The organism is Chryseolinea sp. H1M3-3 (assembly GCF_029360725.1).
GTDB lineage: Bacteria > Bacteroidota > Bacteroidia > Cytophagales > Cyclobacteriaceae > Chryseolinea.
Window position 1 is genome coordinate 1,057,862 of the sequence record NZ_JARKMY010000001.1, and the last position, 18,266, is coordinate 1,076,127.

The window sequence follows — 18,266 nt, forward strand, 5'->3', positions numbered from 1 at the left end:
GGGGCACATCCTTGATTCGTCCGGGTTGAATTATGTGACCTGCTACAACAAAATATGTCCGGCGATGGATGCACTATTGAACAGATTTTTCTGCTGTTTCAATCACTTTGTTCCACACACGGAAGACATTTTTCGAACAAATTTTTTCTATATCGTCATCACTGTATCCGCGTTTTAACAACACATAAATCAAATTTGGATAATCGGATACGTCTTTTAATCCGATGGGCAAACTATCGCCTACACCATCATAATCGGAGCCAATGCCGACGTGATCAATTCCAGCGAGCTTAACCACGTGATCAATATGATCTGCCACACGTTCAACATCAGAATAAAGTTCTACATGGTTTTGGGCAAACTGATCAATGATCGGCTGGGCTGCCGAATCACGTGAGGTGAGTCCCTTTTCCGTTAATACTTTTTCAAGTGAATCTAACAGCAAATGGTTTACTCTCGCCAGTGAATCTAGAAAAGATGCTCCAAAATTTATTTGAATCACCCCGCCATTTTTGCCCAACGCTTTAACCATGTCATCCGACATATTGCGTTGAAATCCGGGGGTGTAAAATCTGCAAGATGAATGTGACGCGATGAGCGGAGCTTTAGTGATTTTCAAAACATCATAAAACGTGCTGTCCGATACATGGGATATATCCACCATTATTCCGATACGGTTCATTTCAGCAACAACCTTTTCTCCAAACGGACTTAACCCATTCCAGCGGTTCAAGGTATCGTAGGAGGAATCACAAATTTGATTGTCCTTTCCATGCGTTAAGGTAATGTATCGTATTCCGCGGTCGAAAAAGTATTTGACATTTTCAAGGCTGTCGCCAATAGGCGCCCCGTTCTCCATTCCCAATGGAAGTGAGATTTTGCCGGCCTGCGTATTCGCAATGATATCTTGAGGAGTTCGCGCCGCGGCAAATTTATCAGGGTGAGCATTAACGATCCCTTCTATCATGTTAATTAATGAATCGGCCAAGGCCTTCCCTTTGTCTGGTTTCTGTTGATAGTCTGAAGGAATGTATATTGACATGAAAGGTGCATCTAAACCTCCTTTTTTTGCACGCTCAAAATCAAAGTCACCTTCTGTGGTACTGACAGGTATGCCGAGGTACTCACGGTCCAGCCTAAAATTTTTGATTCGCAAGCGATAGGGTAAATCGACATGTCCGTCGGTAAGAATAAACTTTTGAGCAAGTTCATTTGCCTTGGTGCGAAGTGCTGCATCCGAGCCGTTGCTGGAAGTGTGCTCTTTACATCCGAAAAATAAAATGGAAATGATTGCTACAATACTTCGAAATTTCATCAGGTCTTTTTGAATTTAATAGATTTACGTAAACTTTTAGCAATGCGCAGAAAGCATATTCAAGGTAATAGCTTTATTTTGAAATTGCACAAAATAAAAAGTGGATGCAAACCATTCGGGTAAGGACGACACAAAATGTTTTTATTGAGTATCCGTTAGGAAGCGTCGGCGACAGAATGGTAGCTTTTCTTATCGATCTTTTAATTTTAATTCTTTATACCATTCCTGTTCTATACATCTTGTCGAAGATAGAGACGGGCAACTCATACGCTGCATTTATACTGTTAGGAATCCCATATACCTTCTATAGTTTGCTGTTCGAGATTTTCATGAATGGCCAGACACCAGGGAAATATTTATTGAAGCTGAAAGTAGTAAGGTTAGATGGTACACCTCCGACCATTGGTAACTATCTTATGCGATGGATGCTGATCTTTGTCGACAACTTTCTCTCGTTGGGTGCTATCGCGATCATCTCCATCACCATGGGAGGCAAGGGCCAGCGATTGGGTGACGTGCTGGCAGGTACCTCCGTAGTTAAAGTTATAAACGTTGATCAACTCTCTGCTAAACATGTGTTCGTTACTCCTGAGGAGCAATACACACCAACATTTTCTCAAGTCATTAACCTGACTGAAAAAGATATTGAACTGATTCAGCGGGCGCTCGAGGTAAATCGTGATCAAGGAAACATTAAACCTGTTATGGCCGTATCAGAAAAAATTCAAACTTTGCTGGATATTAAGACTGATATGCCGCCGGTGAAGTTTTTGTATACTATTATTAGAGACTACCAAAACCTCACCGCCGGATGATGGAGCCATTACCGGAATATACCCGTGCCTTTATTGCCCTGCGCAACGGTCAGGATAAACCTGAGATATGGGTTGCCTACCAAGGGAAGGTGTATGATGTAAGTCGTTCTAAACTTTGGCGGGCTGGTAAACATTACGAACACTGGGCAGGTCAGGATCTTACAGAGGAATTAAAAGACGCGCCACACAACGAAAATGTGTTCGACAAGTTTAAAGTGATTGGCATCTTGAAAAGTTAATCGCAAGGTTTAGCAGCCAATTGTAAAATAACAACTCCCTATAAAAGCAGACTGGTAGCAAGGAGAAATGAAAGTAATTGAACACTCTTTTGGAGAATTTTTTATTACAACTGACAAAACGAAATTGGACATTGTCGCCATTCACGACTTTCTATCAAAGCATTCAGGTTGGAGTGACAATATCCCTTTTGAAAGAGTAAAAATTTCTATCGACAATTCACTAAACTTCGGGCTGTTTCATAGCAACAAACAAATCGGGTTTGCCAGAGTGATTTCCGACTTTTCAACTATTGCATATTTAGGGGACATTTACATTTTGGACAATTATCGTGGACAAGGGCATTCGAAAAAGCTGATGGACGTCGTAATGGGACACCCGAACTTACAAGGACTAAGACGCTGGATTTTGCTGACTTCTACGGCAGAGTGGCTTTATGAAAAGTATGGTTTTACTAAATTGCCAAAACCAGAAATATATATGGAGCTTTTTGACCCTAATGTTTATAAACCGGATAACAAAAGATTGAAAAAGATAGAGTGACATAACAACAACAAAGTACTACCAACAATCCGCTAAACATATGCTGTAGTTGTAGGTCTTAAAGTGTGTGCAATTGAAATTCATCTTCAACGTGGCAAAAAGATAGCTTACCAATGACCGCGATATGCTTAATGACCATTAGATTTGGGACAACTGCGAGTGTGTGTGGGTGAATTATTCGTTATTTAAGACAACACTTTGAAACTTATCACTTAATCTGTGACACATGAACACATACAAATCATTTGTTTTTTCTGTTACTTACAAGGTTTAGCTTTGCTAAATCTATAGTTGAACCTAAATCTTGAACCAAATTTCTTACACTTTACCTGAATTCAACCGATGATCCTAATAGCGGATAGCGGAGGCTCCAAAATTGACTGGCGGCTTTTAACAGTGGAGGGCACTATATTGCAAGCCAATACTCCAGGCTTCAATCCTTACTATCAACCCATAGAAGACTTAATCAAAAATTTTAAGGAAGTAGTCATTCCTAAAGTTACCGAGCGCATCACGAAAATATTCTTTTATGGCGCTGGCGTCTCTTCTGAAAAGAATCAGATGAAGGTTAAAAACGCCTTTTTGGAATTTTTTCCGGAGGCGCATATCGAGATCGGCTGGGACCTGTTAGCGGCAGCGCGCGCGTTGTGCGGACGTGAACCCGGTATCGCATGCATTATGGGTACCGGCTCCAACTCCTGTTTGTACGATGGCGAAAACATAATCGGGAACGTTGCGAACCTGGGATGGATTTTAGCAGACGAGGGCTCGGGTGCCAATATTGGGAAAAAGTTTCTGGTTGATTATCTCCGGCAGAATATGCCTGAAGGACTAAGGAGCCAATTCCATGAACGCTTTCCCTTTACGCGCGAAGAATTTCTTGAAAAAATTTATCAGCAGGAACGGCCGAGCGCTTTTCTTGCAAGCTTTCTGAGGTTTATTTTCCAACATTTGAAAGATCCCTATTGTTATAAACTCATATACAACAGTTTCAGTGAGTTCTATGAAAACAATGTGATGAAATACGAGAACTATAAAAATCTTAAAGTCCATTTCACCGGATCAGTTGCTTTTTATTTCAGCGACATCCTCAGACAAGTTGCAAATGATAAAGGGATTACCGTTAAGAATATATTGGAGGGACCCATTGCCGGTCTCACCTTGTATCATCAAAAAGATTTGACGAAGTGAACACAACAGAGTCATCTTCTCATTACGAGGACCTTGAACACATGAGCGTTCGGGATTTGCTGATCAACATAAACCGCGAAGATAAATCCGTACCGCTTGCCATTGAAAAAGTAATTCCTAAAATAGAAGTGCTAGTGGATGCAATCGTTGAAAAAATGCAAGCCGGTGGCAGATTATTTTATGTTGGGGCCGGCACCAGTGGCCGGCTTGGTGTCGTCGATGCATCCGAAATTCCACCTACTTATGGAATGCCCCACGGGAAAGTGATTGGTCTCATTGCGGGCGGCGACAAGGCGATTAGGAAGGCGGTAGAGAATGCCGAAGATGATCCCGTACAAGGCTGGAAGGATCTTGAGGAACATTTGATCAATCAACAAGACGTATTAATTGGTATTGCTGCCTCAGGAAGAACTCCCTATGTTATCGGTGCGCTGAAGACAGCACGTTCTAACGGTATTATCACAGGGTGTATTGTATGCAACGAAAATAGTGAAGTGGCAAAACATGCAGATTTTCCGGTCGAGGTAGTCGTGGGACCTGAATTCGTCACAGGAAGTACCCGGATGAAAGCAGGTACCGCGCAAAAACTTGTTCTTAATATGATCTCTACTACCGCCATGATCAAGCTGGGTAGAGTTAAAGGAAATAAAATGGTAGACATGCAACTTACCAATGTGAAGCTGGTAGACCGCGGCGTAAAAATGATCATGAGTGAAACAGGAATTTCTTACGAAGAAGCCGAACAATTGCTAAATGAATACGGTTCTGTAAGAAAAGCTGTGGAAAGCAGAACGAAGTAATGCATGAGATTGAGCCTTATTATAACTGGTTAAAATACTACGATCCGGCACAGGACGAACTCTCGCCATTCTTTGGCAAAGAATATAACCATGATGTATATTCTGAAACAATTTACGGATACTATATAGATCCTGCCTGGGATTCCATCGGCTCGGAAACTCTTTTTATCAAGATACTTTATACTGACTATAATTTAGGGTTTACTGTACTTGAGTTTATCGGAGAGTGGAACGATGCTATCAACAACGACATCATGTATTTGAAGCGAAACATTGTCGAAGTTTTGATTCACCAAGGCATCAATAAATTTATTCTTATCGGCGAAAATATTCTCAACTTCCACGGCTCCGACGATAGCTATTATGAAGAATGGTTTGAAGATGTAGAGGATGGGTGGATTGCCGCAGTTTCCTTCCCCGACTTTATTCAGGAAGAACTCAGAAAATATCATATCGATCACTATATCAATATGGGAGGCACATTACAGCTGGACCGCTGGCGTACACTCCAACCGTTGCACTTTTACGAGATCGTCAGTGGACTCATTCAGAGAAGGCTCAATTGAACATTCTGAACAAGTGCATCTGCCGGAACCAGATAGTCTCTTTTTGACTTCAGTTCCTTGCACAAAATTCTCGTTCTTCTAAGTTTACCTTTTTTGAAATATCTGCCTTGCAATTGAAAAGTACTGCCTTCCGGTAACTGCGAGAGGACTGCGGCATGTGTTTTATTTTTATCAAAAAGCCTGAATGCCTCCGTTAATTTAGTATCTGCAAATGAACTTGCTTTTGGATTGACCATATGCCGTCTTAATTCATGCAATACCTCTTCAGGATAAATATTCTCCCAAAGCAAAGGAATCATTAAATCCGTAAAGGTTTGTTTCCATTCTTCGCCGTGAGGATCAACCCTATGACCATGCTTGATAAAAACGTGTAAATGCGCAACCTCATGGACATACGTTGTGAGGAACAGGTATGGGTTCAAATCGTTATTGAGCGTAATGCGCGGATGACTCTTACTTCGTTTGCTGGTAAAGTCACCTACTTTGGTTTGCCTGCTTTTAGAAAGTTTCAGCTCAAATGGGTTAGTCTTCCATAAGGCGAAACAGTATTCAACAGCGTCAGGTGGAAGGTGAGTTTGTAATATCTCCAGGACTTTGTTCGCGTTCATAAAATAAAAAAGGCTTTAGTTTTCTAAAGCCTTCAATTAACAATCTTTTTTCAGACTGATTACTGTACTGCAGTTGTATCAACGGCAGCAGAGTCTGCTGATACTTCAGATGCTGAATCAACAACAACTTCTTCAGTTGTAGTAGCAGCTGAATCAACAGCTTCAGCAGCAGGCTCAGCTTTCTTGCCACAAGCAACGAAAGCAAGTGCGAAGCCACAAACAGCTAACAATGCGATAATTTTTTTCATAGTTACAGGTTTTATAAATTCACCGCAAATATAGCAGTATTATAGTACCACCGCAACAAATCTCATTTTTTCCTGAAGATTAACCGAAGCGGTACCCCCTCAAAATCAAAGTGTTCCCTCATTTTATTTTCGAGAAAGCGCTCGTACGACCGTTGAATGTACTGAGGAAGATTACAGAAGAAAACAAACGATGGAAACCTTGCTGCGACCTGGGTAATGTACTTTATTTGGATATGTTTTCCCTTCATGGAAGGGGGTGGGTTTCGCTCAATTTCAGGTAACATCAGGCCATTCAATTTCGACGTTGGAATTTTTTTGGTTTTATTTTCAAAAACCTGAACGGTCTTTTCAACAACCTGGAAAATGCGCTGTTTGGTTAAAACCGACGCAAAAATGATAGGTATATAATCGATCGGGGCAATGCTCTCCAGGATATCCTTTTTGAACTTTTCTGACGTCTTTGAGTCCTTTTCCACCAAATCCCATTTATTCACCATAATGACCATTCCCTTGCCTTGTCGCTCAGCAAGACTTATCAGGTTTACGTCCTGGGACTCCATTCCGCGTTCGGCATCGATTACGATAATGCAAACATCGCTTTCCTCCAACGCCCTGAGTGAGCGCAACACGGAATAGAACTCAATATCCTCTTTTACCTTTCCCTTTTTCCTGACACCTGCTGTATCGATCAAAATAAAATCCTTACCGTACATTTTATAGTGCGAGTGAATGGCATCCCTGGTGGTGCCGGCTTCATCTGTAACGATGCTTCGTTCTGTTCCCAGCAAAGCATTCAATAATGAGGACTTCCCAACGTTCGGCCTACCTACAATAGTAATTTTTGGAATTCCGGCGTTTGGATCCTCTACCCCTTCCGTTGGAAAGGTTTTAACCAGTTCATCTAAAAGCTCTCCTGTGCCCCCGCCATTCTCCGACGAAATGGGAAATACTTCTCCTAAACTAAGTTCATAAAATTCCGCAGCATAAATTGCTTTATCAGGGGTATCAGCCTTGTTGGCAGCAACAAAAATCGGCTTCTTTGATGTTCTTAATACATTGGCAAATTCCTTATCAAAACCCGTTAGTCCATCTCGGCAATCAACCATAAAAATAATGGCAGATGCTTCGTCGATTGCCATCTTAACTTGTATCCTGATTTGCGATTCAAATTTGTCTTCCGAGCCGGTAACATAGCCTCCTGTATCGATAACAGTAAAGAACTTGCCACACCATTCAGCATAACCATAATGTCGGTCACGTGTCACCCCGGGCATATTGTCCATAATGGCTTCACGTTTTTCAACCAGCCGGTTAAAGAAAGTTGATTTACCAACGTTGGGTCTTCCTACTATTGCTACGATATTGGCCATTTTTCAGGGACGAGTTACGGGATATTAAATACGAATTTTATTCCAGGTAGCCGAATTGTCTCAGCTTTAATGATTGCTTGCGCCAGTTGTCTGCTACCTTAACATGAGTTTCTAAAAATATTTTTTTTCCGAAGAATGCTTCCATATCCCTTCGCGCTTCAACGCCGACTTTCTTGATGGAACTTGCTGCCTTCCCGATAATTATTCCCTTTTGTGAATCGCGCTCAACATAAATCGTTGCACTGATTTTGATAATTTCCGCTTCTTCCTTAAAAGAAGTTATCGCGACTTCCGTACTGTAAGGTATTTCCTGTTCATAATTCAGAAATATTTTTTCCCGGATAATTTCTGAGGCAAAAAATCTTTCGGAACGATCGGTGTAATCATCTTGAGGAAAATAAGGAGGATGAACCGGCATCCACTCCAATATTTTAGGTAGTAGCAAGTCAACCTGTTGTCCGGTCTTCGCCGATACAGTAACAACTTCTTTAATGTTCTGAAGAGATTGTTTCCAGTAGGTTACCTTGTCGACTACCTGGGACCCCTTACCTAGATCGATTTTATTTATAACAAGTAAAATCGGCGTATTGAATTTCAGAAATCGATCAAAAAGCTCCGGTTCATATTTATCTTCAATAGATACTACGAGCAAAATGAGATCAGCATCTTCCAGCGAAACCTTCACATAGCTCATCATCGCTTCATGCAATGTGTATTTGGGCTCAAGGATGCCAGGCGTATCGGAATAGACAACCTGATAATTTTCTCCATTCAGGATACCCATTATCCGGTGACGGGTAGTTTGCGCTTTGGGGGTAATGATCGAGAGATTCTCATGCATCAATTGATTCATAAGAGACGACTTTCCGACATTCGGCTTACCCACAATGCTTACAAAACCCGATTTAAAGGATGATTGGTCCATATTAATTCGCAAAGGTAATGCGAATTTTATTGAATGACTTTGTTTCTTCTAAATTACCATTACAATCCGACTCTGTGGCTTTTGATTCGAATCACTTGCACGCTTACCCCGGACAATTATTCAACTGAACTTATGGTATTTTGAAAAGGATTTCCTTTTCAATGAACTCTCCCCCACACCACTTTTCAGATATTTTTCGCGCGCAATTGCATCACCTTTTTCATTGAATGTCTCGCTGTTAATTAATATCCAAGGCCGTCCTCTGAGAGTCCACCCCTTAATGCCGTTATTGTGAGCATGCAACCGAGCATCCAGATTTGCAGTGAATCCAACATAAGTCTTCCTTAACGAGGCAGACCACAATATGTAAACATAAAATGACTTAAAACGGAGAAAGCGATCTTTGGGATCGCTTTCTTTAGTAGCGGGGACAGGACTCGAACCTGTGACCTTTGGGTTATGAGCCCAACGAGCTACCAACTGCTCCACCCCGCGATGTATTTGCGTTTTTATAACCAGAGGGTTGTAAAAATCGTTCGCAAAAGTAGGTCTACAATAATTAAAAACCAAATGGTTGAGTCAATCTCATCCAACAGAATAAAGCTCGGTACCGGTAATAATTCAATAATTGGAAAGGAATTACGCCCTTTTTGCCTCCTGCAATATCATATTTGGCTGCATGGTAATTTCAGGCGTATTTTCTTGGGACTTAATTTCCGTAATCTGATGATCCCACAGTTCCTTAAATACTAGGCTGGAGCGTCTTAGTTCTTCAAAAGTTCCTTTGTCGACAATGAAGCCGTCCTTGAGAATGTATACATAATCAAAGTAGTGCAATAAGTGTAACCGGTGCAAGGATGAAATTATAGCCTTACCTTCAAATGCCTGGAATAGATTTTCATAAATGTTTCTCTCGGTACGCGGATCTATGCTGCTGGTAGGTTCATCCAATAAAACCAGGTCGCTGGTTTTCGCCGCCAGAATTCCCCGTGCCAGGGCTAATCGTTGCTTTTGGCCACCTGAAAGGTTTACACCCTTTTCCTGGATGTTCGTTTCAAATCCATTCGGGAGCTTGTTCACTACAGAATCAAACTGCGCTGCACGGCACGCTTGTGCAATCTCATCCTCATTGAATTTCAGGCCTAGTGTGATATTGTATAATATCGTGTTCTCGAAAATTTCTGGATCCTGTGGCAGAAGCGTCACATTGTTGGCTATCGTTTCAAAGTTTTCGGTTTCACTGTCATTAATGCGTATTTGTGTTGACGATTGCGGTTGGAACAAGCCACGAAGCAGTGCTAATAAGGTGCTCTTTCCGCATCCACTTTCACCAATCAAGGCAATTCGTTTACCTTTTTCAATCCGCATGCTTAAGTCATGTAAACCCACGCGAGGCTGTGTATTTGACGTATCAGCCCGATAAAAATTCAGGTTTTCGATATCGATGGTTTTCCAGTGGGAAGGAAGTTTTTTTTCTGCATCGAATAAATGCATTTGATCATAGGCCGCTTCCACTTCCCTGACATTCTGTAGTTCAGTGTTGAACTTCATGATCTGAGTGTAGTGACCCGCGATATCATTAAATACACTGGTAAATTGATTCACATATCCCAGCAGCACAACCAATCCACCTATGAAAAATGTTGAACCGGTATTCCAATGTTGATAGAGGTACCCAATGGTGGTCACACAATAAATTAATCCTACCATCATTTGTGCTGTGAACCACTTCCATTCGTTGACCGAAACATTTTTCTTGAATGGCGGATAAACGGCCATCAATTTGCCCATATAAGTTGCTTGAATTCTTTTTTCAAGTCGTAAAGTAATAACCGTTATAATATTGGACAGACTATCAAAAAGTGTCGACGATACTTCGTGTTCGCGTTCGTTTACCTCCTTCAGTGAGCGGATAAAAACTTTATCAAATTTTGCTATAACCCAGATCGTAATGATTCCAAGTATAACCCCTATTGCGCCAAACAGCGGTGAAAAATAAAGCATCGCGCCAAACGAAAAGAAAAACTTACCAAATGAATAGAAATAGATAAATCCGTTTTGAAAAAAATCGCGAAGTGCTTCGTGGGCTTTGCGCAATTTGTTGATCGTTGATCCGCTGTGGTGATCCTGGTGCCACTTCACAGGCAGGTGCAAAATCTTGTGGTAAACTTCTTCCATGAAGTTCCGGCTTAAGGTAAAGGCCAACTGGCGTTCCATTACCCTACCCGGACCGTGGAAACACCATTCCAGTAAACGAAGTCCCAGAAAGCCACCAATGTATAGCCAGCCCGTTCTCAGTACATCTGCGCCTTGGAACTGAAGTTCATTTATAAACCATCCATAAAACAACGGGTTTATGGCAACTATAGTGGTAGCCATAATAAACATTGCATATACTACAACAAAACGTTTCTTCTCCTGGCGGGCATATTTCCATGCTGTTGAAAGAAGGGAGAAATAAGGATTACGCATTTACGTGTGAGGGATTTTGATGCAAGTACGCAGGCGGGTATTTTAAAAGCTGTGTAATCTCAGAAAGGATATTACATTCCTCAGAGATTGAGACCCTAGGTAAGATTGGATCTAAATGGCGACCAAACTTTCTTGGACAAGGAATGCTTTGCAGGAGAATTTTTTGGTTCAAATCAAGTCATGATATCGTTTGTTACGCTGAGCTCATATCCGCCGCGGCGGACACAGGTTCGAGTCCTGTCCCCGCTACTAAAGAAAGCGATCCCAAAGATCGCTTTCTCCGTTTTATGCCATTTTATGTTTACATATTGTGGTCTGCCTCCTTGAGGAAGACTTATGTTGGATTCACTGCTAATCTGGATGCTCGGTTGCATGCTCACAATAACGGCGTTAAGGGGTGGACTCTCAGAGGACGGCCTTGGATATTAATTAACAGCGAGATATTTAATGAAAAAAAACATGAAGCTATTCTTTCCGGTCAGGATATGGGGGGCTGGGTACAGAGTGGCCATGAAGAGGGGTTTTATTGTTGAGACTATTAAGTATATTTACTCACGTTATTGAGTAAATTGTACATAATGTTTGAAAGGCCTCATATTCAGCATCTTATAACTAGATTGAAGGAGCCGAGATCCTTCATTCAGGTTCTTATGGGACCTCGACAGGTAGGAAAAAGTACGCTTACTGGCCAGGTCCTAGACAAGCTTAACATCCCCAATTTGTTTATTTCTGCCGACGCCGTGGCTAACTCCGGCGAAACCTGGCTGGAGCAGCAGTGGGAAGTCGCGCGTTTACAATTGAAATCAACTGGAGCTCCAGAGTTCATTCTAGCCATTGACGAAATCCAGAAAATTAGCAACTGGAGTAAGGTGATCAAAAAACTGTGGGACGAGGACACGCGCGCCAGACAAAACATCAAAGTAATCCTATTAGGGTCTTCGCGGCTACTTTTACAGCAAGGTCTCACGGAATCGCTGGCAGGAAGATTTGAAACTTCCTATCTTGGTCATTGGTCGTTCGCGGAAATGGAGCAAGCCTTCGGCGTGACTGCCGAGAAGTACGTTTGGTTTGGCGGCTACCCGGGTGCAGCCGCACTGATGAGTGATGAAGACCGTTGGAAGAAGTACGTGAATGACGCGCTCATTGAAACGAGTATCTCGAAAGATATTCTGATGCTCACCCGAGTAGACAAGCCTGCCTTGCTCCGACAACTTTTTGAGCTCGGATGCTTGTATTCCGGACAGGTGCTTTCCTACACCAAGATTGTTGGACAATTGCAAGATGCCGGAAACACTACTACCCTTGCTCATTATTTGCAATTGCTTGACACAGCCGGACTACTCGCAGGAATTGAAAAGTACACCGGTGAACAATTGAGACAACGCTCTTCGAGCCCGAAGTTCCAGGTACACAATACGGCCTTACTCACGGCACAGCAAGGCGATTCGTTGACAGAAGTAATCGTAAAGCCTGATGTTTGGGGACGCTGGGTGGAAGCTGCCATCGGTGCACATCTTGTGAATCATAAGTTAAGTGAAGGATACAGCGTTCATTACTGGCGACACCGAAATGACGAAGTTGATTTTGTACTGGAGAAAAAAGGAAAAGTGATTGGGTTAGAAGTGAAAAGCGGTGCCACACAAAAAGCACCGGGCATGGAAGCGTTTAAGAAACAGCATGAGCCAGATAAAGTACTGCTCGTTGGAAATAGTGGAATACCATGGCAAGAATTTTTGAAAATGAATCCATCACAATTATTTTAAATTTGATAAGCAAATAAGTACCCTAAATAGTTGAAGCAGTGCAGGGCCAAATGATATAACGATTTGAATACAATTCATGGTGCTAATCAAGTTTTCGTAAACAAATTAGATGTACACTAAGAAAAACCCTAAATATTTAAACTGCTAATCAGTTATTTAATTCACATTTTACTCAAACCCCATTCGACATGTATCGCGGCTATGTCAAAATAGCATTTCGGAGTCTGCGTAGGAATAAACTAATCTCGGCGATCAACATCCTGGGTTTAGCCGTCGGTATGTCGGTCGCACTGTTGCTTTGCTTATGGGTGGTGGACGAACTTTCTTTTAACCGTGATTTTGACGGACATGATAGAATAGCCCGCGTGTTGCAATATGTAAGCAAGAACGGCGAAGTAACAACTTGGAGACATGTACCCTATCCGTTAGCGGCTGAGTTGCGCAAGGATTATGCGAGTGACTTCGAATTGATTAGTAATGTATATCCACAGTATGAACTGTTGAGTTTTGAAACCAAGGTTTCCAACAGAAATGGAAAATACGCAGAACGCGATTTCTTTAAACTCTTCTCCATCAAACTAATCTGTGGCAGTGAAAACCAACTACAAGGAACTACAAATATCTTTTTGTCTCAATCTGCCGCCAAAGCTTATTTCGGAAGCGCTGATCCACTGGGAAAGGCAATGACGTTGAAAAGCACGGATTCTGATCCGATGAATGTCCTCGTCGCAGGTATCTATCAGGATTTTCCTATTCACTCCGATATGGCGGGAACGGATTATATCGCGCCGTGGGATATTGTCCTCTCTAAAGGTTGGATAGCTGAAATGGAAGATCAGTGGACGCAGAACTTTGTCGAGTTGTACGTCAAGATCAAAGATTTGACTTCATTCGAGAAAGCCTCGATGAAGATCAAAGATGCCAAGCTTCGTAGGGTGGATGCGGATGATGCTAAAATGAAGCCAGAACTTTTTCTCCATCCAATGGACGACTGGCACTTGCGCGACGAGTTTAAAAATGGAAAGAATGCGGGAGGTCGAATACAGTACGTTTGGTTGTTTGGAGCGATCGGCATCTTCATTCTGCTCATGGCGTGTATCAACTTCATGAACTTAACCACAGCACGGTCGGAACGTCGGTCGCGGGAAGTTGGCGTGAGGAAGTCGATCGGATCGTTGCGCAAGCAACTGATCGCGCTTTTTTTTACAGAATCACTCCTTGTTACGTTGCTGGCGTTCGCTGTTACACTATTAAGTGTTCTTGTATCATTGCCTTTCTTCAATGCCCTGGCACATAAGCATATATACATACCGTTAGGCACGCCAATGTTCTGGGTGTCAACGCTTTTTTCATGTCTGGTCATCGCGCTGGTATGCGGAAGTTATCCTGCGATATACTTATCGTCGATCAACGCGATCGATGCGCTAAAGGGATCTTATCGTTCGGGAAAATCCGCAGCGACTCTGCGTCGTGCACTGGTGGTGGTGCAATTTACTGTATCGGTTGTTCTCATTGTAGTGACGATCACAGTTACGAACCAGATTGAGTTCGCGATGAATCGTCCTGTCGGATACGATCGCGCAGCGTTGGTTACCGTTCCCGTTAGAACGAATGCCATACACGCACATTTTGATACTTTCACCCGAGAGCTGACGAGTGACGGATCGGTCATTTCCGTTGCGGAAGCAAGTGCACCACCTACTGCAAGATATTCTCTTACGACGAAGATTTCATGGCCTGGCAAAGACCCCAATACGATTTATACATTTGCAGCATTCCCCGTGTCACAGCACTATGGCCAAACGGTTGGCTGGAAGATCAAGTATGGAGAAGATTTTCCTCAGGATATGGAGGCAGACACGGCGAGCATCGTTATCAATGAGGCTGCGATGGAACAAATGGGTCTTCAGGATCCCGTAGGATCGGTGATCCAGTGGTGGGGTGATAATTTCAAAGTGATTGGTGTTGTCGATAATATGATGCATGAATCACCTTATCAAGCCATTCAGCCTTCTGTCTATACGCTGCTAAATAACAGCGGTGTTCTAATCATTAGGTTGAATTCCTTTTCTGAAGCATCGACAGCTTTAGAGCATATTGAAAGAACCTTTAAAGAATTTAATTCGGAAGAACCCTTTACCTACCAGTTTGTCGAAGATGAGTACGCAAGGAAATTCGACGCCGAGAAGGATGTGAAAAGATTGACTACTATTTTTTCTGCGTTGGCAATTGTGATTAGTTGCTTGGGGCTACTTGGATTAGTCTCTTACGTAGCAGAACAACGAAAGAAGGAAATCGGCATCAGGAAGGTCATGGGTGCGTCAGCACTCAATATCTGGATGATGTTGTCAAAAGATTTTGCATTCCTGGTTGTAATCTCAGGTGTCATTGCAATACCCTTAGGATATTATCTCATTGATTCTTGGCTTGCAAATTATGAATACAGAATTACCTTCACCTGGTTCATCTTTGTCGAGGCTTTCCTTTCGGTAATGTTTGTAACGCTACTAACGGCTAGTTATCAGACTATTGCGACTGCATGTAAAGCTCCCGCTGAAAGTTTGCGCTCGGAGTAGATACATCGCCAGTACTTCATTTTTTGTGGAATCAGTATTTAACCAGTCCGATCCGAGTTGCCGGCTTTGTAAGCTTACTTAAGCAATTGGGCCTTCTAGATTCTATTCAAGATCCTTTCAAGTATATAGTATATAAGGCCACTATCATGCATTATTAGATTAATAAAACCCCACCAATCAAGGTATCCGAGCGAGGCCATTTATCAGCCCCTATCGGTTCACTTTAGGGTTAGTATTTTCAAGTATACTGACAGCGGAGCTAGGGCGGAGTTAAGGCGAAGCTAGAGTCAGGTTTTTGTACGGTGCGGTCATAATGTCAGTCCTCAAAAAAAGTCGTTCTATTCAGAGGCTAAACTAGACACCATCCGGTTCAGTTATATAGTCCAACCAGTACCAAGCCGAAAGCCAATCTACTTCTGCGAATCCCACTTTCTGTCGCCTAGTTCGATTGCGTCAGGCGTTTTAATCCATTAACTTCAAGCGGTAACTAATGCCTCTACATCGACGTTATGGCTATAAATTTTTGTCGCATCAAGATTCATGCTCCGGAAAATTAAGAGAACATTGCTGCTTCGTCGCCCTTGGTTTCCAAAAGCAATAAAAGCAATCTGGATTTTCTTCTTTTGTCTTATTATCGGCTTGCCACTGTATGTCTATTCCGTCCGCATCGATTTGTTCGGATTGTTCGGGGGAATGCCAAGCCTGAAAGCAATTTCAAATCCTGAAAATGATTTGTCGTCCGAATTAATCTCTGAGGACGGCGTCTCCCTGGGTAGATATTTCCTTTACAATAGAAGCCAGGTTACATACGCGCAGTTGTCACCGGACTTGGTCAGGACTTTACTTTATTCTGAAGACCACAGATTTTATGATCACTCAGGTTTGGATTTTCAAGCCTACCTGCGCGCCATCTATGGTGTTCTTACCTTTAGCTCTTCAACCACCGGCGGCGGCAGTACGCTTACGCAGCAGTTGGCAAAGAATCTCTATACGCAAGATCCGGAGTTGGACGGCAGCCTTGCGAAACTTGGAGAACTGCCAAGAAGAATTATCCAGAAGACCAAAGAATGGATCATCTCGGTTCACCTGGAAAGAAATTTTACAAAAGAAGAAATTATAACCATGTATCTCAATACAACCACCTGGAGTAGCAATGCGTATGGGATAAAGGTTGCAGCCGAAACGTATTTTAAAAAACATCCGAAAAATTTAAATCTGCAAGAGTCTGCCGTGCTTGTTGGCATGCTTCAGAATCCCTCCCTATTTCACCCGAAGTTTCGGCCCCAGAATTCGTTAAAGAAAAGAAACCAGGTGCTGGCAAAAGTATTTGAGCATGGCTATATAAAAGCATCCACTTACGATTCGCTCATACAACTTCCGATCGAGTTAAACTATTCTGTGCAAAACCAAAATGCAGGAGTTGCCACTTATTTCCGTGCAGCAATTGAAAAGGATCTAATGACCTGGTGCAAAAAACATGGTTACAACCTGAATGAATCCGGACTAAAAATTTACACTACCATCAATAGCCGGATGCAGCGATATGCTGTGGAAGCAATGAACGAAAGCATGAAACTACAGCAAAAAACATTTGATGCACATTGGAAAGGAAGAAATCCTTGGATTGACGAAAATCGTAACGAGCTGCCGGGTTTTCTTGAATCACGAATTAAACAAACAAACGCTTACAGAAATCTGGTAAAGCGGTATGGCGAAAATACCGACTCAATTAACATCATGCTTCGCATGAAAAAACCCATGACTGTTTTTACCTGGAACGGTGATCGCGACACATTGTTCAGCTCAATGGATTCTTTGAATTATTATAAGCGCTTCCTGCAGGCTGGCTTTATGTCAATGGATCCACACACCGGCGCAGTAAAAGCATGGGTTGGAGGAATCAATCATAAATATTTTAAGTATGATCATGTACGACAAGGTACCCGACAACCTGGTTCGACCTTCAAAGCATTTGTTTATGGAACAGCAATAGAAGCGGGATACAATCCATGCTTCCGGCTTCAAGATATTTCACCTACGTTTAATCTTGCAGGTGGAGCAACATGGACGCCTGCTAATGCCGCCGGCGATCGTGGTACCGGTGCTTCACTAACTTTACGGCAAGCATTAGCGCTGTCTAAAAATTCCATTACGGCGCAAGTGCTGCAACGTGTTGGCGCAGAGAACGTAGTGGATTTCGCGCGAAGAGCAGGTATCAAAAGTCCGATTGATCCAGTCCCAGCGTTGTGTCTGGGTGTAAGTGATGTATCCTTGTATGAACTTATCGGCGCTTACAGTACCTTTGTTAACTTAGGTATCTACACAGAGCCGTTTTTCATTACACGTATTGAAGATAAAAATGGCAATGTGATCGAAAGCTTTATTCCAGAGAAAAAGCAAGCCATCAATGAGGCAACAGCTTTTAAAATGATTTATATGCTGATGGGCGGTGTAGAAGAAGAAGGCGGAAATTCACAAACACTGGATGAAGATCTAATCATCGACAATGAAATTGGCGCAAAAACCGGAACTACGAATAATGCGTCCGACGGCTGGTACATTGGCATCACCCATAACTTAGTAGCTGGGGCATGGGTGGGAGGCGATGAACGCAGTATCCACTATCGCGAATGGGCTTTAGGCCAAGGTGGACGAACAGCCCGTCCCATTTGGGAAAAATATATGCTGAAGGTATATGCGGATCGAAACCTTGAATATAAAAAAGGTGCATTCAAAAGACCAGCAGAATTAAACATGACAATTGACTGCAGTGAGTTTGATACAACAGAAGACCCATCCCCTTTCGAACCGAACAACTAGCTCAGGTTGACTTGGAA

Annotated in this window: 15 protein-coding genes and 1 tRNA gene; 9 read left to right on the plus strand and 7 right to left on the minus strand. The window is 42.5% G+C overall.

The features are described from left to right. Window positions 1–73: 73 nt before the first annotated feature. Complete coding sequence (locus tag P2W71_RS04515) at window positions 74–1,315, minus strand: dipeptidase (protein ID WP_276367612.1); 1,242 nt, start codon at window positions 1,313–1,315, stop codon at window positions 74–76. 104 nt (window positions 1,316–1,419) lie between these two features. Between P2W71_RS04515 and P2W71_RS04520 the strand changes: the two genes are divergently transcribed. The 6 genes from P2W71_RS04520 (at window position 1,420) to P2W71_RS04545 (ending at window position 5,467) form a co-directional block, all read left to right on the plus strand. Next, window positions 1,420–2,130, plus strand: a complete 711-nt coding sequence (locus P2W71_RS04520; protein WP_276367615.1) for an RDD family protein — start codon at window positions 1,420–1,422, stop codon at window positions 2,128–2,130. Continuing rightward, entirely contained in the window at window positions 2,127–2,369 is a 243-nt protein-coding gene (locus P2W71_RS04525; RefSeq protein WP_276367619.1) for a cytochrome b5 domain-containing protein, read from the plus strand. Before P2W71_RS04520 ends, P2W71_RS04525 begins: the two co-directional genes overlap by 4 nt. Window positions 2,370–2,436: 67 nt before the next feature. After that, entirely contained in the window at window positions 2,437–2,910 is a 474-nt protein-coding gene (locus P2W71_RS04530; protein ID WP_276367621.1) for a GNAT family N-acetyltransferase, read from the plus strand. 342 nt (window positions 2,911–3,252) lie between these two features. Then, window positions 3,253–4,101 carry an N-acetylglucosamine kinase gene (locus P2W71_RS04535; RefSeq protein WP_276367625.1) on the plus strand — a complete coding sequence of 283 codons (849 nt, stop codon included), beginning with the start codon at window positions 3,253–3,255 and terminating at the stop codon, window positions 4,099–4,101. Beyond that, on the plus strand, window positions 4,098–4,901 hold the full coding sequence (gene murQ / locus P2W71_RS04540) for an N-acetylmuramic acid 6-phosphate etherase (RefSeq protein WP_276367628.1): 804 nt from the start codon (window positions 4,098–4,100) through the stop codon (window positions 4,899–4,901). Before P2W71_RS04535 ends, murQ begins: the two co-directional genes overlap by 4 nt. Beyond that, window positions 4,901–5,467, plus strand: coding sequence for a hypothetical protein (locus P2W71_RS04545; protein ID WP_276367630.1), 567 nt, complete (start codon window positions 4,901–4,903; stop codon window positions 5,465–5,467). The genes murQ and P2W71_RS04545 overlap by 1 nt, the downstream gene beginning before the upstream one ends. On the opposite strand, the gene P2W71_RS04550 is transcribed toward P2W71_RS04545, so the two are convergent. The 6 genes from P2W71_RS04550 to P2W71_RS04575 form a co-directional block, all read right to left on the minus strand. After that, a complete protein-coding gene (locus tag P2W71_RS04550) occupies window positions 5,449–6,075 on the minus strand; it encodes a SprT-like domain-containing protein (protein WP_276367632.1) in 627 nt (208 codons plus the stop codon). The two genes, P2W71_RS04545 and P2W71_RS04550, sit on opposite strands and share 19 nt — an antisense overlap. 59 nt (window positions 6,076–6,134) lie before the next feature. After that, on the minus strand, window positions 6,135–6,323 hold the full coding sequence (locus tag P2W71_RS04555) for a hypothetical protein (RefSeq protein WP_276367635.1): 189 nt from the start codon (window positions 6,321–6,323) through the stop codon (window positions 6,135–6,137). A gap of 62 nt (window positions 6,324–6,385) precedes the next feature. After that, the gene (gene der / locus P2W71_RS04560) at window positions 6,386–7,693 is read right to left on the minus strand and encodes a ribosome biogenesis GTPase Der (protein WP_276367637.1); all 1,308 of its coding nucleotides are present in this window, start codon (window positions 7,691–7,693) and stop codon (window positions 6,386–6,388) included. Window positions 7,694–7,730: 37 nt separating this feature from the next. Continuing rightward, the gene (gene era, locus P2W71_RS04565) at window positions 7,731–8,618 is read right to left on the minus strand and encodes a GTPase Era (protein ID WP_276367640.1); all 888 of its coding nucleotides are present in this window, start codon (window positions 8,616–8,618) and stop codon (window positions 7,731–7,733) included. Window positions 8,619–9,040: 422 nt separating this feature from the next. Further along, window positions 9,041–9,113 (minus strand) — tRNA-Met (locus P2W71_RS04570). A gap of 144 nt (window positions 9,114–9,257) precedes the next feature. Further along, window positions 9,258–11,090, minus strand: coding sequence for an ABC transporter ATP-binding protein (locus P2W71_RS04575; RefSeq protein ID WP_276367643.1), 1,833 nt, complete (start codon window positions 11,088–11,090; stop codon window positions 9,258–9,260). Between the two features lie 650 nt (window positions 11,091–11,740). Here P2W71_RS04575 and P2W71_RS04580 point away from each other — a divergent pair. The 3 genes from P2W71_RS04580 to P2W71_RS04590 all read left to right on the plus strand — a co-directional run bounded on the left by P2W71_RS04580 (window position 11,741) and on the right by P2W71_RS04590 (window position 18,249). After that, entirely contained in the window at window positions 11,741–12,853 is a 1,113-nt protein-coding gene (locus tag P2W71_RS04580) for an ATP-binding protein (protein WP_276367647.1), read from the plus strand. A 188-nt stretch (window positions 12,854–13,041) separates the two neighbouring features. Next, the gene (locus tag P2W71_RS04585; protein WP_276367652.1) at window positions 13,042–15,429 is read left to right on the plus strand and encodes an ABC transporter permease; all 2,388 of its coding nucleotides are present in this window, start codon (window positions 13,042–13,044) and stop codon (window positions 15,427–15,429) included. 540 nt (window positions 15,430–15,969) lie between these two features. Then, window positions 15,970–18,249, plus strand: a complete 2,280-nt coding sequence (locus P2W71_RS04590; protein WP_276367655.1) for a transglycosylase domain-containing protein — start codon at window positions 15,970–15,972, stop codon at window positions 18,247–18,249. The last annotated feature ends 17 nt before the right edge of the window (window positions 18,250–18,266 follow it).

Coding starts and splice junctions, on each gene's coding strand:
- P2W71_RS04550 (WP_276367632.1), bottom strand. CDS start 6,075: ATGAACGCGAACAAAGTCCTGGAGATATTACAAACTCACCTTCCACCT.
- P2W71_RS04590 (WP_276367655.1), top strand. CDS start 15,970: ATGCTCCGGAAAATTAAGAGAACATTGCTGCTTCGTCGCCCTTGGTTT.
- P2W71_RS04535 (WP_276367625.1), top strand. CDS start 3,253: ATGATCCTAATAGCGGATAGCGGAGGCTCCAAAATTGACTGGCGGCTT.
- P2W71_RS04525 (WP_276367619.1), top strand. CDS start 2,127: ATGATGGAGCCATTACCGGAATATACCCGTGCCTTTATTGCCCTGCGC.
- P2W71_RS04530 (WP_276367621.1), top strand. CDS start 2,437: ATGAAAGTAATTGAACACTCTTTTGGAGAATTTTTTATTACAACTGAC.
- der (WP_276367637.1), bottom strand. CDS start 7,693: ATGGCCAATATCGTAGCAATAGTAGGAAGACCCAACGTTGGTAAATCA.
- P2W71_RS04585 (WP_276367652.1), top strand. CDS start 13,042: ATGTATCGCGGCTATGTCAAAATAGCATTTCGGAGTCTGCGTAGGAAT.
- P2W71_RS04575 (WP_276367643.1), bottom strand. CDS start 11,090: ATGCGTAATCCTTATTTCTCCCTTCTTTCAACAGCATGGAAATATGCC.
- era (WP_276367640.1), bottom strand. CDS start 8,618: ATGGACCAATCATCCTTTAAATCGGGTTTTGTAAGCATTGTGGGTAAG.
- P2W71_RS04555 (WP_276367635.1), bottom strand. CDS start 6,323: ATGAAAAAAATTATCGCATTGTTAGCTGTTTGTGGCTTCGCACTTGCT.
- P2W71_RS04515 (WP_276367612.1), bottom strand. CDS start 1,315: ATGAAATTTCGAAGTATTGTAGCAATCATTTCCATTTTATTTTTCGGA.
- P2W71_RS04580 (WP_276367647.1), top strand. CDS start 11,741: ATGGGACCTCGACAGGTAGGAAAAAGTACGCTTACTGGCCAGGTCCTA.
- P2W71_RS04520 (WP_276367615.1), top strand. CDS start 1,420: ATGCAAACCATTCGGGTAAGGACGACACAAAATGTTTTTATTGAGTAT.
- P2W71_RS04545 (WP_276367630.1), top strand. CDS start 4,901: ATGCATGAGATTGAGCCTTATTATAACTGGTTAAAATACTACGATCCG.